12 protein-coding genes are annotated in these 16,406 nt (G+C 43.5%); 8 read left to right on the top strand and 4 right to left on the bottom strand.

Features of this window, described 5'->3' with window-relative positions; genetic code table 11:
• The first annotated feature begins 25 nt into the window (after positions 1-25).
• From KA713_16970 to bglX, 6 genes are all read left to right on the top strand, one after another.
• Entirely contained in the window at positions 26-1,306 is a 1,281-nt protein-coding gene (locus KA713_16970; GenBank protein ID UXE66129.1) for an Ig-like domain-containing protein, read from the top strand.
• A 57-nt stretch (positions 1,307-1,363) separates the two neighbouring features.
• Positions 1,364-2,188 carry a hypothetical protein gene (locus KA713_16965; protein ID UXE66128.1) on the top strand — a complete coding sequence of 275 codons (825 nt, stop codon included), beginning with the start codon at positions 1,364-1,366 and terminating at the stop codon, positions 2,186-2,188.
• A gap of 130 nt (positions 2,189-2,318) precedes the next feature.
• Entirely contained in the window at positions 2,319-4,292 is a 1,974-nt protein-coding gene (locus tag KA713_16960) for an Ig-like domain-containing protein (protein ID UXE66127.1), read from the top strand.
• 126 nt (positions 4,293-4,418) lie between these two features.
• Positions 4,419-6,080, top strand: coding sequence for a family 43 glycosylhydrolase (locus KA713_16955; protein UXE66126.1), 1,662 nt, complete (start codon positions 4,419-4,421; stop codon positions 6,078-6,080).
• Positions 6,081-6,112: 32 nt separating this feature from the next.
• Complete coding sequence (locus tag KA713_16950; GenBank protein ID UXE69172.1) at positions 6,113-7,444, top strand: beta-glucosidase; 1,332 nt, start codon at positions 6,113-6,115, stop codon at positions 7,442-7,444.
• A 46-nt stretch (positions 7,445-7,490) separates the two neighbouring features.
• Positions 7,491-9,779: a beta-glucosidase BglX gene (gene bglX / locus KA713_16945; protein UXE66125.1), complete on the top strand. Its 2,289-nt coding sequence runs from the start codon at positions 7,491-7,493 to the stop codon at positions 9,777-9,779.
• 262 nt (positions 9,780-10,041) lie between these two features.
• Here bglX and KA713_16940 read toward each other — a convergent pair whose 3' ends face one another.
• From KA713_16940 to KA713_16930, 3 genes are read right to left on the bottom strand one after another with little or no spacing between them, the layout of a single operon-like run.
• Positions 10,042-10,542 (bottom strand): hypothetical protein, encoded by a 501-nt coding sequence (locus KA713_16940; GenBank protein UXE66124.1) that lies wholly within the window; start codon positions 10,540-10,542, stop codon positions 10,042-10,044.
• 31 nt (positions 10,543-10,573) lie between these two features.
• Positions 10,574-12,733: a xanthine dehydrogenase family protein molybdopterin-binding subunit gene (locus KA713_16935; protein UXE66123.1), complete on the bottom strand. Its 2,160-nt coding sequence runs from the start codon at positions 12,731-12,733 to the stop codon at positions 10,574-10,576.
• A gap of 9 nt (positions 12,734-12,742) precedes the next feature.
• On the bottom strand, positions 12,743-13,207 hold the full coding sequence (locus KA713_16930) for a (2Fe-2S)-binding protein (protein UXE66122.1): 465 nt from the start codon (positions 13,205-13,207) through the stop codon (positions 12,743-12,745).
• A 348-nt stretch (positions 13,208-13,555) separates the two neighbouring features.
• Between KA713_16930 and KA713_16925 the strand changes: the two genes are divergently transcribed.
• Together KA713_16925 and KA713_16920 are read left to right on the top strand one after the other, a co-directional pair.
• The gene (locus tag KA713_16925) at positions 13,556-14,116 is read left to right on the top strand and encodes a YeeE/YedE family protein (protein UXE66121.1); all 561 of its coding nucleotides are present in this window, start codon (positions 13,556-13,558) and stop codon (positions 14,114-14,116) included.
• Positions 14,113-14,523, top strand: coding sequence for a YeeE/YedE family protein (locus KA713_16920; GenBank protein ID UXE66120.1), 411 nt, complete (start codon positions 14,113-14,115; stop codon positions 14,521-14,523). The genes KA713_16925 and KA713_16920 overlap by 4 nt, the downstream gene beginning before the upstream one ends.
• 60 nt (positions 14,524-14,583) lie before the next feature.
• Here KA713_16920 and KA713_16915 read toward each other — a convergent pair whose 3' ends face one another.
• A complete protein-coding gene (locus KA713_16915) occupies positions 14,584-16,386 on the bottom strand; it encodes an acyl-CoA dehydrogenase family protein (GenBank protein ID UXE66119.1) in 1,803 nt (600 codons plus the stop codon).
• Positions 16,387-16,406 lie beyond the last annotated feature (20 nt).

Genomic DNA, 16,406 nt, shown 5'->3' with positions numbered 1-16,406 from the left:
CTTTAATCAATCACAATTTATGCAAATGAAACATGTAAAATTCATTCCCTTCGTGCTGTTGGTAATGGGAGTATTAGCAACAGTAGTGATTTCTTGTACAAAAGATGATCCGCCAGCAGAGCTTAGCCTTGTTAGTTTAACATCTGGATCAGTTGATTTGAATGGAATTACAAGCCCTAACAATGTGCCTGTTGGGGAAACCATAACAGCAACTTTTTCCACAGAAGTTGATCCGGCTTCTGCTAATGCAAATATCTCGTTGCTACGTGACTATGATAATCAAACAATAGCTTCCGCTATCACAGTGAATGGAAAAACAATCACCATCAAACCAAATGCAGATCTAATAACTGGCGCATTGCATAAATTGTCGTTTGCCGCTGGACTTAAATCTACCAAAGGCAAAACATTGTCTCCAGCTGACCGCACATTTACCACGGATGGTTTCTTTGCACCAGCAGGCCAAATTGCCTATTGGAATTTTGAGAATAATGCAAATGATATTGTTGGGACCTATGACCCTGCAGCAAGTGATGTGGTAGCCATTACATATGTAGATGGCCGTAAACCTTCGGCAGGCAAAGCTGCCAACTTTGATGGTGATGCTAGTATTATTGAAGTTCCAAATGGTGACATACTTATTACAAGGCCTGATTTTTCAATGAGTTTTTGGGTTAAGACGAATTCAGCTGGTCATAATGACGGTGCTACACCAACACCAAACCCAACAGGTCATTTTGTAATTGGACTAGGAGCATTCTTCGGTTTACAATTTGAGATACCAGCTGATTACAAATGGTGCAAATTCGCAGTGCAATATGCTATGGGTGATGGTACGACTGACACAAAAGGAGATCTATTCTTCAATGGTGATGGAAAAACAAAGGATAATGGCGGTTGGCAGGGTACTGAAGTGCGTAAGGACTTGACTACCAATGGTGGCGTTGATGGACTGATTAAAGATAAATGGGCGCACATCGTGTTTACTTATGAAAGCTCTACCAGACGTAGGTCTATGTATATAAATGGCGAGCTGGCGCAACGCGAAAATTTTAACTTGTGGCCTGCTGGAGATAAAGCTACAACTGCGACAGGGATTAAGTTCAACCCTAACCCAGACGTAGGTAAGAAAATGGCATTTGGTTTTATCAAAGATAGGTCAAGTGCGTTGTGGGCAACCGAGCCTTGGGGTGGTTATACATTCCCGGGCGCTAACCACTTCAAAGGTCAGTTAGATGATATTCGTGCATTCAGCAAGGCTCTAACACAGGCCGAAATTACTCTTATGTACAATTCAGAAAAATAACTAAACTTCCCTTGCCTAAAGGGCGAGGGATTTTCCCACAGATAAATACATTAAAAAATGAAAAATCATTCATTAATCAAACTGTTGGCTGTTATCTTAATCGTTGTTGTAAGTTGTAACAAGGAAGAAGTTCGGCAAAAACCTCGACTTAAGATTGACACTGGATTACTTAAGTATTTTGGTAATGGAAGAACTGATGCAGTCATTGTTCAGCCAAATGGTGGAACTTATTACACTGGAAACACTATGGCTATTACATGGGGACTTGTAACATGTACTGGTTGTGGAGATTGGTCTTCTCAATTCATAAATATCGATTTATACGGGGGAGGCGTGGGGTTCAGAATAGCTTCGAATGTTCCGTTTATCGATTCTAATTTTCAAAGTCAGTATAACTGGGCTATCCAGACGACAGTTCCAGCCGGTAGCAACTACAAAATCAGGATAAGCAATTCGGCCAACTCATCTCAATTTTCGGATAGCAATAATTTTTCACTCGTCACACCGAACACCGGTTGTTTTTACTCACATTGGACGTTAACTGGAGCTCCTAGTTTTATCTACGGAAAGACCACGGTAAACTATTCTATAAATGCCAGTGCTCAGCTTTTGCGTACTTATGCCAATAGACCAATCATGAAAGTATTTTCATATGATCCTATTACAATAAATTACAATGGAACTTCTTATTATTGCCCTGGGGCGGCAGGAGTGAATATCCCAATTAACAGTTCGTTCAATTGTAGCGGTTCAGGGTCAAGTATTAGCGCACCTCTGACTTTCAGCAAAACTGGCAGTTCGACAACTATAATTATTACTTTAAACGCAGTTAGCAAAGGTCACTCGTTCAGTAATGGTTACCACAGTTTTAGCTTTTTTTAAGTCATTACAGTGTCTTTTGGGCGGCCTTATACAAGAGAAATTGAAAGCTGTTTATAATTCTGACAAGCCATAGACAAGATTGGTTTAAATATAGAGGGCGTTCAGAGATGGCGTCCTCTTTTTATTTGATATGAGACTATTGGGTCATTTATCTGCATTATTGCTTACAATAGCTGTTTTGTTCGGTTGTCAAGAAAACACCACAGCGGTTATCTCATCATTTCAATTAACCAACACAAGGGTGGGAGGATACACTTTGCTGGCTGGACAGTCAAACAGTGGCGCCCCAACCGACCAATCAATTAACCTTACATTTTCCACAGCTGTCGATCCTAGTTCTGTGCCAGGTTCAATCAAACTTCGAAAAAAAAATACCGATTATGTGGGATTGGCTTTTGACTATCTTGATAATGGACGTACGGTTTCTATCACAACCACACTTGTTTCAAATCAAGCCTACGAGTTGGCAATAAGTGAACAGCTGAAGGGCGCAAAAGGTGAAACGTTCTTGGGGGTAAACATTTCGTTCGTAACGCAAGCATTGCCGCTCAGCTTAACGGGATTAAAATTCGGTGGGAAAGAGTTCTTAAACGCTGCACTTATCAAAGACGTAGACTTAAATGTGCCTGTCGATATCACATTTTCAAACGCTATTGATCTGACCACAGCAAACACACAAAATGTAAGATTGTTGGGTCCAAAGGGTTTAGTGCCAAGCACAATTGCGGTGTCGAGCGACAATAAACGCGTCACCATTTCTCCGCTAACGCCCATGTCACATCTTAGTCGCCACCAATTACTTATTTCAGGGTCAATAACGGGTGTTAACGGTGAGGTTTTTACTACTTACCTAAGGAATTTTTACACCAAGGTTGATCCAACCCCCAAATATCCAATAATCAGTGATGATGCGTTGTTGACACTTACACAACGCCAAACCTTTAAATATTTCTATGACTTTGCACATCCTGCCAGCGGCATGGCACGCGAACGAAATAGCTCGGGCGATTTAGTGACGCTCGGAGGTTCCGGTTTTGGAGTGATGGCGTTGATTGTGGGTATAGAGCGAGGATTTATTACACGCTCACAAGGTCTGGATCGGCTCAATAAAGTAATTACGTTTCTTGAAACCTCAGATCGTTTTCATGGTGCATGGCCTCATTGGATCAACGGAAACACTGGTAAAACAATCCCCTTTAGCGCAAACGACAACGGGGCAGATTTGGTTGAGACGGCATTTATGGTGCAAGGATTAATAACCGTGCGCCAATACCTGAATGGCGCAGTTTCGGAAGAGCAAAGCTTAAAAGATCGTATCAATGTGCTATGCGAAGCGGTAGATTGGAATTGGTTTACTCGTGGTAATCAAAATGTTTTATACTGGCACTGGTCGCTCGACAAGGGGTGGGCGATGAACATGCAAATCAACGGATACAACGAAGCGTTGATTGTCTATACACTAGCTGCGACTTCAACTACATATACCATAAGTCCTGCGGTTTACAACAATGGTTGGGCGCGCAATGGTGCGATGAGAAATAACAAGCTATTCTATAACATCAAGTTGCCGTTGGGGTATGATTTTGGCGGTCCTTTATTTTTTGCTCACTACTCTTTTTTAGGATTGAATCCGAAGAGTCTTTCAGATCAATATGCCAATTATTGGGAACAGAATGTAAATCACACCTTGATCAATCGTGCATACTGCATTGCGAACCCAAAAAACTTTGTGAGCTATAGTGATCAAAATTGGGGTTTAACGGCCAGTGACAATCAATCGGGTTATTCCGCCCATTCGCCAACCAACGATTTGGGTGTGATTTCGCCAACAGCTGCACTCTCATCAATGCCTTACACACCTACTGAAAGCATGGATGCTTTAAAGTTTTTCTACTACACCATGGGCGATCAACTTTGGGGCGACTACGGTTTTTACGATGCCTTTAATGTTACTGAAGGTTGGATCGCTAATTCATATCTGGCTATTGATCAAGGGCCGATCATCATTATGATTGAGAACCATCGCTCGGCATTGCTCTGGAACTTATTTATGTCAGCACCGGAAGTGAAAGATGGTTTGACAAAACTTGGCTTTAGCTATTAGTTCATCATGAACGTTTCAATTAAAGTTATTTATTTTTTTGTCCTATTGGCTGCTCTGATTTTGCTAATCGGCTGTGAACAACACCAACCTGGGTATCTTGATATCCCGAACACGTATTGCAATCCCATGAATCTGGATTATGCATACATACCATCTACCCATAAATACTACGCACAAGATCAATCGCACCGCAGTACCGCAGACCCTGCTGTAGTTAAACTGCGCGATACACTTTATCTGTTTTCAACCAACCAAAACGGATACTGGTGGAGTGCCAATATGCGTAAGTGGAACTTTGTGAAACAAGATTTTCAAAGTAATGGCATAGCGGCCGACAATGTGTGTGCACCCGGTGCATGGGCTTGGGGCGATACATTATTGTTTATTCCGTCTTTTGCAGCACCTGACCCCATGCCACTTTATTTTAGTACGGACCCCGTTCACGCGAAGTGGAAAATACTGACAGACTCTTTTCGCGTATCCACGTGGGATCCTTCCTTTTTTAAAGATGACGATGGCAAAGCCTACGTGTATTGGGGAAGCAGCAACACATTCCCTTTGTACGGTATGGAGTTGGATACGAAAAAAAAATATCAGCCAGTGGGTGAAAAAAAGGAATTATCGAGGCTATACCCAAATGAACATGGATGGGAACGTTTTGGGGAAGACAATACTGATACAACCATCGCCCCCTATACCGAAGGGGCTTGGATGACCAAGCACAACGGCAAATATTATTATCAGTATGCTGCACCCGGCACAGAGTTCAATGTGTATGCCGATGGTGTATTGGTGGGCGACCATCCTCTTGGTCCGTTTGTGTACCAAAATTACAATCCATTTTCTACAAAGGTTGGCGGCTTCATCACTGGAGCCGGCCATGGTAGCACCTTTCAAGACAAATTTGGAAACTATTGGCATATTGCCACCATGCTGAATTGGATCAAGTACAAATTTGAAAGAAGGTTGGGCGTTTTCCCGACAGGTTTTGATGCCGATGGACAAATGTATAGCATCACGGCATTTGGCGATTACCCCAGCTATCACGCTTCAGCTTTGCGCGATCACACCCAATCTACCTTTACAGGATGGATGTTGCTTTCGTATAAAAAGAAAGCGTGGGCATCCTCTTCTTTAAACGGAAAAGATCCATCGCTCGCTTTCAACGAAAATATTCGTGACTATTGGAGCGCTGCATCAGATCAAGCTGGTGAGTTTTTAGCGGTCGATTTAGGCAGGGAATATGACCTGTATGCTATCCAGATAAACTATGCAGATGAAGGTGCACGCCTTCGCGATAAGCAATACAACATTTACCATCAATATGTAATACACCATAGCCAGGATGGTGAAAAGTGGCAGACCTTGATTGACAAAAGTAAAAACAAAACCGATGTGCCACACGATTATGTACAATTAAAAAGACCGTTTCGCACCCGCTATCTCAAACTGGAAAACATTCACATGGCCGATGGAAAATTTGCCATTGCTGGCTTTCGCGTATTTGGAAAAGCAGAAGGCAATCAACCGGAAACAGTTTCGGGTTTCAAAATTGCAAGGCATGTTGACACCCGTGATGCGACCTTTACATGGAAGGCTGTGGACGGTGCGTATGCCTACAACATTTATTATGGGGTTCAACCCGATAAATTATACAACTGCATTATGGTACACGACAAAACAGAGCGCTATTTTAGAGGATTGAACAAGGGCATAACTTATTACGTGCAAATCGAAGCCATTGGTGAAACGGGGCTTTCACAAAAAAGTAAGATTATTAAATTCTGATCAATATGAGAATTGGGCTAATCGAAAAAAATATGAAGTACCTGTTTGTAGCCACTTTTGTAATGGTGCTTGTGCTCCATTCATGCAAGCCTTCTTCAAAAAATGAATCAAGCAAATCCATTTCTGATGATTCACTTTTCACGTTAGTCCAATACAAAACCTTTCAGTATTTCTGGGAAGGAGCCGAGCCTGTTTCTGGCGCGGCACGCGAGCGAATTCATTTGGATAATGATTATCCGGACAATGACAAAAATGTGGTGACAACAGGTGGCACAGGCTTTGGCGTGATGGCCATATTGGTTGGTATGGAGCGAGGCTTTATTACACGCACAGAAGGAACGAAACGCATGATCAAGCTAACGAATTGGTTAGCAAAAGCCGATCGCTTTCATGGTGCATGGCCACATTGGATGTATGGCGAAACAGGAAAAGTAAAACCATTCAGTAAAAATGATGATGGTGGTGATTTGGTGGAGACCGCGTTTTTAGTGCAAGGTCTTTTGTGCGTGCGCCAATATTTTAAAGATGGCAACAAAGAAGAAAAGGCGCTGGCCAGCAAAATCGATTCGCTGTGGCGAGGTGTGGAGTGGGATTGGTATCAAAACAAAAAAAATGTACTGTATTGGCACTGGTCGCCCGACAAAGAGTGGGTGATGAATTTTCCGTTGGAAGGTTACAATGAATGCCTGATTACGTACGTTCTTGCAGCCGCTTCGCCAACACATTCAATACCTGCCGCTGCCTATCATGAAGGTTGGGCGCGCAAAGGTGCCATTCGAAATGATTCGGCACATCAGCAATATGGATTGCATCTTGCATTGAAGCACAACGGGGCACAACAATTTGGAGGGCCGCTGTTTTGGTCGCACTATTCATTTTTGGGATTGGATCCGCGCAAGCTAAAAGATACCTATGCCGATTATTGGCAACACAATGTCAATCACACACTGATTAATTATAAATACTGTGTTGAGAACCCACTCCATTATAAAGGCTACGGACCTAACTGCTGGGGTCTTACTGCGGGTTATTCCATAAAATTTTATGCCGCCCATAGCCCCAACGAAGACAAAAGTGTGATTAGCCCAACAGCAGCTCTTTCCTCTTTTCCCTATACACCGAAAGAAAGCCAAGTGGCCATGCGCTACTTCTACGACAGCCTCAACACAAAAATTTTTGGAACGTACGGATTTTATGATGGCTTTAGCGAGCAAGCCAACTGGACAAAACCATGGTACCTCGCCATCGACCAAGGGCCGATCGTAGTGATGATGGAGAACTACCGCTCGGGACTATTGTGGAATTTATTTATGTCGGCCCCTGAAGTGCAAGTAGCCAAAACAAAATTGGGCTTTGCGCCATAACATTCATACCTCTCAATAAAAAAAACTATCCACTAATCTAATCACGATGTTCTCAAAATCTATACTCCCTTTCAGTGCCTTGCTCTTGGCAATGGCCTGCTCAACGCCCCAGCAAAAAAGCGACCGCATGACGCACGTGGTCGATTCCATTCTCAGTCAAATGACACTTGAAGAGAAAATCGGCCAACTCAACCTGCCCTCGTCAGGCGATATGGTGACAGGTGAAACAGGCAGCTCAGACATTGCAAAGAAAATCGAGAGCGGAATGGTGGGCGGCTTGTTCAACATAAAGTCAGTCGCCAAAATCAGAGAGGTACAAAAAATTGCTGTAGAAAAAAGCCGTACAAAAATTCCATTGATTTTTGGAATGGATGTGATCCATGGATATGAAAGCATTTTTCCAATTCCATTGGGGTTGAGTTGTTCATGGGATATGAAGTTGATTGAGCGTAGCGCACGCATAGCGGCACAAGAGGCTAGTGCCGATGGAATCAACTGGACATTTTCGCCCATGGTAGATATTTCCCGCGATGCGCGCTGGGGCAGAATTTCGGAAGGAAGCGGTGAAGATCCTCACCTCGGTTCGGAGATTGCAAAAGCGATGGTGCGCGGCTATCAAGGCAACGATTTGTCAGCAAACAATACAATCCTATCCTGCGTCAAGCACTACGCACTTTACGGTGCGGCCGAAGCTGGCCGCGATTACAACACCACCGACATGAGCCGCGTGCGCATGTACAACGAATACCTTCCGCCTTACAAAGCGGCAATTGACGCTGGTGTTGGAAGTGTAATGGCATCCTTTAACGAAATAGATGGTGTGCCGGCTACGGCCAATAAGTGGCTGCTCACCGATGTGCTGCGTAACGAGTGGAACTTCAAAGGCTTTCTGGTTTCAGATTATACAGGCGTAAGCGAAATGATTAACCATGGCCTTGGCGATTTGCAAACTGTTTCAGCCAAAGCATTAGATGCCGGTTTGGATATGGACATGGTAAGCGAAGGTCTGCTAAGTACACTCCGTCAATCTGTGAAAGAAGGTAAAATATCAGAAAAACAAATCAACGATGCGTGCCGAAGAATATTGGAAGCAAAATTCAAGTTGGGTCTCTTTCATGATCCCTATCGCTACTGCAATGTCGATAGAGCAAAAAACGAAATTTTTACATCTGCGAACCGAGCGGAGGCGCGAAGCATTGCCGCACAAAGTTTTGTTTTGCTAAAGAACAAAGGAGATATTCTTCCCATCAAAAAAACGGGAACGATTGCCTTGGTTGGGCCGCTGGCTGATGCCAAAGAAAATATGACAGGCACATGGAGTGTAGCGGCACGTTTTTCAGAATCGATTTCGGTACGTGAAGGATTACAAAAAGCAGTAGGAGCAAGTGCAAAAGTAGTATATGCAAAAGGTTCTAACTTAGATGCAGATGAGGCTATTGAAGAACGTGGAACTATGTTTGGCAAAACTCTTCATCGCGACAAGCGTTCGGCAGAAGAGCTACGCAACGAAGCCGTGCAAATAGCAAAGGGCGCAGATGTAATTATTGCGGCTGTTGGAGAATCGGCTGAAATGAGCGGAGAAGCATCGAGCCGAACGAACATTGAAATTCCAGAAACACAAAAGGAATTGGTAAAAGCATTATTGAAGACAGGAAAGCCCGTGGTGTTGGTTTTGTTTACTGGAAGGCCTTTGGCACTTGCATGGGAAGAAGAAAATGTTCCCGCGATTTTAAATGTGTGGTATGGCGGCAGCGAAGCAGGCGATGCCATTGCCGATGTTTTATTTGGCGATGTCAATCCATCGGGTAAACTAACCACCACGTTTCCTCAAAATGTAGGGCAGCTACCGCTTTACTATTCCCATAAAAATACAGGTCGTCCACTGGGCAATGATAAGTGGTTTCAAAAATTCCGTTCAAATTATTTAGATGTTTCCAACGACCCAGTGTATCCCTTTGGATTTGGTTTGAGCTATACTCAATTTTCATATGGAGAAATCAAATTGAGTAAAACAGATATTTTACCAACCGACTCGCTAAACCTTACTATCGAGGTGACCAATACAGGCTCGCGCGATGGAGCGGAAGTGGTTCAATTATATATTCGGGATTTGGTTGGCTCCATCACCCGTCCCGTTAAGGAGTTGAAGGGCTTCCAGAAAATCAATTTCAAAGCGGGCGAAAATAAGACCGTTCATTTTACTATTCACGTCAAGGATTTATCTTTTTATAAATCCGATTTGAGTTTTGGTTACGAACCTGGCAAATTTCAAGTTTTTGTGGGAGGAAATTCCAGAGATGTTAAGCAAGCTGAGTTTACTCTGGGTTCTTTATAAATCCCCTTACTTGGATTTAGTAAAGTAATACCACGGCCTTGGCTTTTACTTTGTGGAGTAGGCGTTGCTCATGGCCAGTGATTACAAAAAAAGTATAACGTAGGTGTTCGATAGTTTTTTCATCAGCGGGTGATTTTTAGTAGAAAGCTAGTTCTTTTCTGTTCCATTGAAATCCGATGAAAAGGGGATTTGTGGTTATATATTTATATTGTGAATATGTTTCTTACCCAAAAATAATAATCCTCACAATGAAACATAAGCATTATTGGGTCTTCATGCGAGTCAACTCAATCTCTTTAGTTTTAAAAAATCTCAGACCAACTGCCGTTAAGATTATCCCGTTAGCGGAAATTAATGTCCACATAAGTACTCTGAATTCTTTAAACCCAAGAACGTCAAGTTTTTGAAAATAATCACCTTTATCAACGGCTGGGGCAATGTGATATTCAAATCCATTTATCCATTCTAAATAAGCGAATTGATAAAGCAGAAGGGACAATAAAAGGAATGTCAAAAATCCCATCAATATTTTATTGTCGAGTTTGTAATAAATTATCCGCGTTATATAACAACTCGTCAACAGAATTAAAAAAATAATTATTAACACTGATAGCTTTGAGAAAACTAAATACATTTCTGGAAGTTGAATCTCAACTGGTTGCCCATCCCAAAGTCGAGCATTAAATAACAACATCCCAATTGTCCCAGTTGCTACCGCAATCCCAACCGTCCAATATAGTTCCTTTAAAACGTTAGTATTCATAAATTCATGACACCACAACCATCAAATAAAATCACCCCTTCGTCCCTAACTGCACACCCTCTAACGCGTCCTGCTTAAAGAACGGCTGGTTGTACAATCGCTTGCCCGTTGCTTTAAAGAATGCATTTGCCACCGCGCCACCTGTCGGGGGAAGTGCTGGCTCGCCCAAACCTGTTGGGTCAATGCCGTTGTTCACAAAGTGAACATCAATTTCAGGAATCTCTTTCAACCGAATCAACCGATAGGTGTTGAAATTCTTTTGCTCTGGTTCACCATTCTTAAAAGTCAGATTTCCATAGAAGGCATGACCGAGTCCGTCCACAATACCACCGCGTACTTGTTGCATCGCACCACTTAGGTTCACCACCACACCACAATCGGCTGCAGCATAAATTTTTTGCAACGTAGGTTTTCCATTCTTAACTTCCACTTCGGCCACTTGTGCCACATACGAGCGATGTGAGAAATAAACACTGAACCCCTGCGCTACATTTTTCTTTTTGCCCCAGTTCGATTTTTCAGCCACCAATTCAATCACTGCTTTCATGCGGTCGATGTCGTACTTGATCGGGCCTGTGGGCGATTTTTTTGCTTTCTCCAAAAGGTTTAATCGAAACTGAACAGGGTCTTGTTTTACTTCGGCAGCCACTTCATCTAAAAACGCTTGCTCGGCATACGCCAAAAAATTAGTGATGGGCGCGCGCCACGCACCGGTAGTAATGCTCGACTTGTGTTCCACCGAGTCAATCAATAAATTCTCTACCGCACCCGAGGGAAAATTATCTTCACGTGTGGGGTTACCCGAGTTCATGCCCACGCCTCTTAACTTATAACCAATCACATTTCCATTTCCATCCAAGGCTGCTTCAAATCGGTAACGCACGGCAGGGCGATACGTACCACCGCTCATGTCATCTTCACGCAGCCAAGTAACTTTTACAGGTGCTTTCAAAATGCTCGAGAGTTCTGCTGCTTCTAACACGTAATCGGCATATAACCTTCTACCGAATCCACCACCCAAGCGCGTAATCTCCACGGTAATTTTTTCGGGCGAGATATTCAATAACTTCGCTACCTCACCGCGAGCGCGGTCGGGTGTTTGCGTGGGGCCGATTAGCTCCACACCATCGGCACGAACATCTGCAAAAAAGTTCATGGGCTCCAAAGGATTGTGCGGAATGAACGGACATTGGTATTCCTTCACAATCACTTTGGCAGCATTTTTAAAAGCAGCCTCTACATCGCCATTTTTCCTGCGCACCGTTGCGTCTTTGCTGTTCAACAACTCTTTGAAAAGCTTGTCGTGGTCGGCAGAGCTTTCAACCGTCCCATCGGGTTCGTAGTCAACTTTCAGCAGTTTGCGTGCTTTAATGATTTGCCAAGTTGATTTGCCCACTACGGCTACATTATTTTTGAATTGCACCACATCAATAATTCCGGGTACAGCCCTGGCTGCCGCACTGTCCACTGATTTTATTTTCATTCCAAAACCTGTAGGCCGTTGAACCATCGCGTGCAACATACCCTCACGATAAAAATCCAAACCAAACAACGGCTTGCCGGTGAAGATGGCCTCGTTCTCTACATTCTTTATTGCCTTGCCAATGATTTTAAAATCTTTTTTGTCTTTCAGTTTTACATCGGCAGGTACAGCTATCGTAGCGGCATCCGTCACCAACTCTCCATAACTGAGCGAACGATTATTTGCTTTGTCTATGACTTTTCCATTTTCCGTCACCAACGCTGACGAAGCAACACTCCATCTTTTAGCTGCCGCCTCTACCAATAAATGCCGGGCCGTGGCGCCTGCCTTGCGCAAGCGTTCCCACGAATGTGGAATGGCACCACTTCCGCCTGTTAGTTGTCGCTCGTACTTTTTGGTGTCGAGTGCAGCCTGAATAATTTTCACTTTGCTCCAATCGGCATCCAACTCTTCGGCCACAATCATGGGGAAAGAAGTTTTGATATTTTGCCCCAGCTCTGGGTTGGGTGAAAATATAGTGATGATGTCTTCTGTTGAAATAGACAAATAGCTATTGAAGTTGTGCTCGCTCAGCATCGCTTCATCTTTCAATACTTTAAAAGAGGTAGCAGCACTTTCATTCCAATGAAAGCCCAACACCAATCCACCACTGGAAAGCGCAGCTATCTTTAAAAAATTCCTTCTACTGGTTGTTGAAATTGTTTCCATAGCCATTTTTTATTTGGTCATTTTATTGGATGCTACTACTACTGCTTCATGAATGCGGTGATACGTACCACATCGGCACAGATTCGGATTCATGGCTGTATCAATTTGTTCTGCAGAAGGTTTCGGGTTTTTTGCCAACAGAGCAGCAGCCGTCATAATTTGTCCTGCTTGGCAATAGCCACATTGCGCTACGTCCACTTCGTCCCACGCTTGTTGCACCGGGTGCGTTCCGTTTTCTGAAAGCCCCTCAATAGTGGTCACTTTTTTGGTTCCTACAGCAGACACTGGCAGCGAGCACGAGCGCACTGCCGTGCCGTTGATATGCACCGTGCAAGCACCACACTGCCCTATGCCGCATCCATACTTCGTGCCGAGCAAACCGACCGAATCGCGTAGCACCCACAGCAGCGGGGTATCGGGTTCTACATCGGCTTGTAATGTCTTTCCATTGATTTGCAATTGATACGTTGCCATTGTCTTAACTGTGATTTGGGTTAAAGAAATATTTTAGTCCTGATGAGTGCGAAGCTTTTTAGGTAGTAATGATTCATGTGATTCACCTGATTCCTAATCATTAGATGTTGATTTTGATTTCAGCAAATGATTGTTTTCACAAAATTCCTAGAAATCTGATGGTGAAGGTAAGCAAATGCCCAATTAGTTGCTTGGAAAAATTGAGGAGTGGAAATTCTGCTGTGCGGCTTGATTAAAAAATATAATCCGTACGAAGCCACTCGTTTAAACCAATCTCTAATCTGAATTATGTATTAAATCTATCAATTCAGTAGATTATTATATATTTGCTACTGACTTTTAATCATTATGGAGTTTTTATACAAACCTTTGCCTTGGTATGTAGCCGGCCCACTCATCGGTGCCACGGTGCCGTTGCTGCTTTTGCTGGGCAACAAAAAGCTTGGCATCTCGTCTTCGTTACGGCAAATTTGTGCCGCAGTGTTGCCACACAAACTTCCCCTGTTCAACTATGATTGGAAAAAAGATGCTTGGAATCTATTCTTTGTAGTTGGTTTGTTTCTCGGTGGATTTATGGGAGGCCATCTATTAGCCAATCCAAAACCCGTTGCCTTATCTGAAAATACGTGGTCATATTTATCATCTTTTGGAATTGCGGAAGCAAGTGGGTTGATGCCACAAGAATTATTTCATTGGGGTTCGGTGCTGACGATAAAAGGTTTTCTGCTCCTTGTAGTCGGTGGATTTTTGGTAGGGTTTGGAACACGTTATGCGCGGGGATGCACCTCCGGTCATGGCATCTTGGGTTTGTCCGCATTGCAGTGGCCATCGCTGGTGGCAACTGCTTCCTTTTTTCTAGGTGGCATTTTGTTTAGCAAGTTTATACTTCCCTACATTTTAGCATTATGAGAAATTTAAAGTATTTGTTTGTAGGCGTTTTCTTCGGGTTGGTGCTTACCAAAGGCGAGGCCATTTCGTGGTACCGCATTCAAGAAATGTTTCGCTTTGAAAGTTTTCACATGTTTGGAATATTCATGACCGCCATTCCTACTGGAGCCATTCTTTTGTTGCTTATCCGCAAACTGAAAATAAAAACATTGGAGGGAGAAGAAATTGAAATGCCAAAAAAAGAATATCACCACGGAATCATCATCGGTAGTTTACTCTTTGGATTTGGTTGGGCATTAACGGGCGCTTGCCCCGGGCCAATTTATACACAGATCGGAAGCGGCACCCTAGTAGCCATCGTTACCTTGCTCTCTGCCTTGGCGGGAACATGGTGCTACGGTTATTTTCAAAAGTACCTGCCCGACTAAACGCAAAAACCCGGAATTACTCCCGGGTTTTCTCAAGTCTCAAATCAGACGTTTCACATCTTAAAAAGGGTAGTCTCCCTTTTCAATAGCATAGTTCGCAACCTTTCTTCTCGATTCTTTCAAATTGTACGGGTCAATTTTAGTGAAGCGTTTCAAGCCCATCAACATCAAGCGTTGCTCATCACCTTCCGCGAAAGCATAAATGGCCTGCTTGCCTGCGTTGGTGGCGGTTTCCACAGCATGGTGCAAATAAATCATCGCAATTTCCTTTTGGATTTCACACGCTTTCTCTCCACGGATGCCAATGAGTTTTTCGACACGCAACAGCGTTGATTCGGCCACATATACTTCAATCAACATGTCGGCCAGGTTCATCAACACTTCCTGTTCTTCGCTCAACTTCATCATGAATTTCTGAACAGCCGCCCCCGATACCATCAAGCCTGCTTTCTTCAAATTGGCAATCACTTTTTTCTCTTTCGCAAAAACAGCCTCATCATCACTTGCCCCAAAATCCGGAATGCTCATCAATTCTTTTTGAACGGCCATGGCTGGATTCATCAAATCCAATGTACCCTTCATCGCACGTTTCATCAACATGTCGATGGTAAGCATTCGGTTGATTTCGTTCGTACCTTCAAAGATGCGGTTGATGCGCGCATCCCGATAAGCTCTATCCATTGGGCCTTCTGCCGAGAATCCCATACCACCGTAAATCTGCACACCTTCGTCCACTGCAAAATCCAACACTTCGGAACCATGTACTTTTAAGATGGCACATTCAATGGCATATTCCTCCAGTGATTTTAAGCGGGCTTTGCCGGGCTCCATGCCACTGGCAATGTAAGTATCATACGCATCATCAATATTTTGTCCTGCACGGTAGTGTGCCGACTCAGAAGCAAATGTGTGAGCAATGGTCTGCGCAATCTTATGCTTGATGGCTCCGAAATTAGCAATAGAAGTACCGAACTGCTTGCGCTCTTTTGAATAATTTATTGCCTTCGCAATAGCAAACTTGGCACCGCCTACCGCACCCGAGCCTAACTTAATACGACCAATGTTCAGCACGTTCACCGCAATCTTAAATCCGTTTTCGCGTTCGCTCAACATATTTTCAACAGGCACCTTGCAATCGTTGAAGAAAATCTGGCGGGTAGAGGAACCTTTAATACCCATCTTTTTTTCTTCTTCGTTCATGGTAATGCCACCAAAAGATTTCTCAACAATGAAGGCCGTCAAATTTTTGTCATTGTCGATTTTGGCAAACACAATCATCACATCGGCAAAGCCACCGTTGGTAATCCACATCTTTTGTCCGGTGATGAGGTAGTGCTTGCCATCCGCACTCAACTTGGCTTTCGTCTTCCCGCTATTCGCATCCGAACCAGAATCGGGTTCTGTCAAACAGTAGCAAGCTTTCCACTCGCCTGTTGCTAACTTGGGAACATACTTTTTCTTTTGTTCTTCCGTTCCGTAATACAAAATCGGTAACGTGCCAATGCCTGTATGCGCACCATAGGCCACTGCAAAGGAGTGGGCACCACCTAGTACCTCCGCCACCAACATGGTTGTGTTGAATGACATTCCAAAGCCGCCCAAGCTTTCGGGCACTGATGTGCCGAGCAAACCAAGTTGTCCGGCTTTCTCTAATAGCGAAGGCATCAACTCAGGATGCTTCATTGAATCAATTTCATCCAAGCGTGGTGTGATTTCTGTCTTGATAAAATCCAAACACGTTTGGGCAATCATTTTTTGCTCTTCGTTCCATTCTTCTGGAATAAAAATATCGTGAGCTTGAGTTTCCCTGATTAAAAATTCTCCGCCCTTCAAGGCTGTTGTCGTTTGCGCTGTTGTTGCCATATGTTCTGCTTTTAAATTTT

The organism is Chryseotalea sp. WA131a, assembly GCA_025370075.1.
Classification (GTDB): Bacteria; Bacteroidota; Bacteroidia; order Cytophagales; family Cyclobacteriaceae; genus ELB16-189.
Note: the sequence above shows the minus strand (reverse complement) of the source record. Positions and strands in the feature narration are given on the sequence as shown.

Excerpts from the sequence above, each read along its gene's own strand:
- KA713_16970 (UXE66129.1), top strand. The coding sequence starts at position 26 with ATGAAACATGTAAAATTCATTCCCTTCGTGCTGTTGGTAATGGGAGTA.
- KA713_16965 (UXE66128.1), top strand. The coding sequence starts at position 1,364 with ATGAAAAATCATTCATTAATCAAACTGTTGGCTGTTATCTTAATCGTT.
- KA713_16920 (UXE66120.1), top strand. The coding sequence starts at position 14,113 with ATGAGAAATTTAAAGTATTTGTTTGTAGGCGTTTTCTTCGGGTTGGTG.
- KA713_16955 (UXE66126.1), top strand. The coding sequence starts at position 4,419 with ATGAATCTGGATTATGCATACATACCATCTACCCATAAATACTACGCA.
- KA713_16915 (UXE66119.1), bottom strand. The coding sequence starts at position 16,386 with ATGGCAACAACAGCGCAAACGACAACAGCCTTGAAGGGCGGAGAATTT.
- KA713_16930 (UXE66122.1), bottom strand. The coding sequence starts at position 13,207 with ATGGCAACGTATCAATTGCAAATCAATGGAAAGACATTACAAGCCGAT.
- KA713_16950 (UXE69172.1), top strand. The coding sequence starts at position 6,113 with ATGAAGTACCTGTTTGTAGCCACTTTTGTAATGGTGCTTGTGCTCCAT.
- KA713_16925 (UXE66121.1), top strand. The coding sequence starts at position 13,556 with ATGGAGTTTTTATACAAACCTTTGCCTTGGTATGTAGCCGGCCCACTC.
- KA713_16960 (UXE66127.1), top strand. The coding sequence starts at position 2,319 with ATGAGACTATTGGGTCATTTATCTGCATTATTGCTTACAATAGCTGTT.
- KA713_16940 (UXE66124.1), bottom strand. The coding sequence starts at position 10,542 with ATGAATACTAACGTTTTAAAGGAACTATATTGGACGGTTGGGATTGCG.
- bglX (UXE66125.1), top strand. The coding sequence starts at position 7,491 with ATGTTCTCAAAATCTATACTCCCTTTCAGTGCCTTGCTCTTGGCAATG.
- KA713_16935 (UXE66123.1), bottom strand. The coding sequence starts at position 12,733 with ATGGAAACAATTTCAACAACCAGTAGAAGGAATTTTTTAAAGATAGCT.